Annotated in this window: 1 protein-coding gene; it reads right to left on the bottom strand. The window is 35.1% G+C overall.

Annotated features, from left to right (window positions below; translation table 11 throughout):
* Nucleotides 1-108: 108 nt before the first annotated feature.
* Entirely contained in the window at nt 109-1,365 is a 1,257-nt protein-coding gene (locus M2651_RS14190; protein ID WP_252132993.1) for an IS110 family RNA-guided transposase, read from the bottom strand.
* Nucleotides 1,366-1,662 lie beyond the last annotated feature (297 nt).

Below are 1,662 nucleotides of genomic sequence, written 5' to 3'. Positions count from 1 at the left end.
TAACTTGAAAATGAAAACCATAAATGAAGGCACACAAATAAGACCCATTCCTTTTGTTCGAAAAAAAGAGGATCTCTTATAGGATCTATACAAAATAGCGATATTAAATTAAGGTGATGATGTATCAGGTACAGCTTGTGAAACAACAAATCCTTGAGATTGGAGAAAAATAATCATCTTGCTGATATTAGTTTGAGGTTTTGTATCTCTGGCGAGATATTCTTCATAAATGGAATTGTTGAAACACTCATTTTTTACGAGCATGTTATAGACACATACCAGAAGCATTCTTGCAATTGCAATGATAGCTCTTTTATGCCCACGTCTTTTCTTGATACTTTCATAACGGTGTTTAAAGTAAGGGCAAGATTTATCTTTTATTGCAGCATTTGCAACTTGAATAAGAAGAGGTTTTAGATAAGCTCCAGCACGGCTTATACGTACGCTTTTCTTTTTACCTGCACTTTCATTATTCTGTGGCGTAAGTCCAGCCCAGGAGCTTAGGTGCTTAGCATCCTGAAATACTGACATATCTACACCTATTTCAGAAATTATATTAGTTGCGGATTGTAGGGTTATACCAGGTATAGTAGCTAAAAGTTCAAGTTGTGGTTTAAACTCGCTAGAGATTAAAGAAATAGCAGTATCTAGTTGAGAAATACAGGCATTAACGTAGTCATAGTGATTTAAGCATACAGACATTTTGGCAGATTGCTCTTTGGAAATAGAGCCTTGCATAGAAATATTAATTTCATCAGCTTTAGGAAGCATACTTCTGTGTAGAAACTGAGTAAAGTCTATATTAGTTTCATTAGGGTTTTGCATAGCATACTTAATTATAGCAGAAGCTGATTTGCCGAAGGTATCTGATACTACGTTAGATATCATAATATTTGACACTGTTAATGAATTTTGAAACCTGTTTTTCTCACTTGAGCGAAAATTAGTAAGTTTGAAGCGGTAGCGCATTAGGTCTCTAAGCTCACGTATCTTCTTAGGTGGGATAAAACTTCCTCTAACGAGGCCATGCTTGTGTAAATCTGCAATCCAGATAGAATCACGTTTGTCTGTTTTTTTACCAGGGATACCCTTAATATACTTGGGATTTGCGAGAGTTATTTTGCAACACTCTTCAAGTATATTGTAGATAGGAATCCAATACTTACCTGTGCTTTCCATGCAAACCTCATTACAATCATGGGAAGATAACCATTCTTTAAGTTTTTGAAGATCTCTAGAGTAAGTATTGAATTGCTTGGTTGAATATGTTGTGACATTGTTTTTATCGGTAGCTGCTATAGTTGCTACAACAAACTTCTTATGAACATCGATGCCACAACAAATTGGATAGATAATCTTTAACATATACATCACCTTTTAGATAAAAAAATAGAGTATGCAGACATTGACTGGATACCCATGCTATAAACGGTCTTTGTTTAAACAAAGATTAACTTACGTGCTCGATGGCACACTTATTTGTACTTAAAAGGGCATTCGGCACATGTTAATATGCGGATTACAGTAAAGTGTAATCACACTCACCCCGCCGTGCTCTGTAGTATATCTGCATACTTGCCTATATTATTGACAGAGTTTGTACAGAATATACATTTTCATAAATTTTTGTGCCTTGAGCACAGCGAAAGGAATGATAGTTAA

It is taken from the genome of Clostridium caldaquaticum (assembly GCF_023806125.1).
Classification (GTDB): Bacteria; Bacillota; Clostridia; order Clostridiales; family Clostridiaceae; genus Clostridium_AT; species Clostridium_AT caldaquaticum.
This window is presented reverse-complemented; position numbering and strand designations above follow the sequence as displayed.

Coding starts and splice junctions, on each gene's coding strand:
- M2651_RS14190 (WP_252132993.1), bottom strand. CDS start 1,365: ATGTTAAAGATTATCTATCCAATTTGTTGTGGCATCGATGTTCATAAG.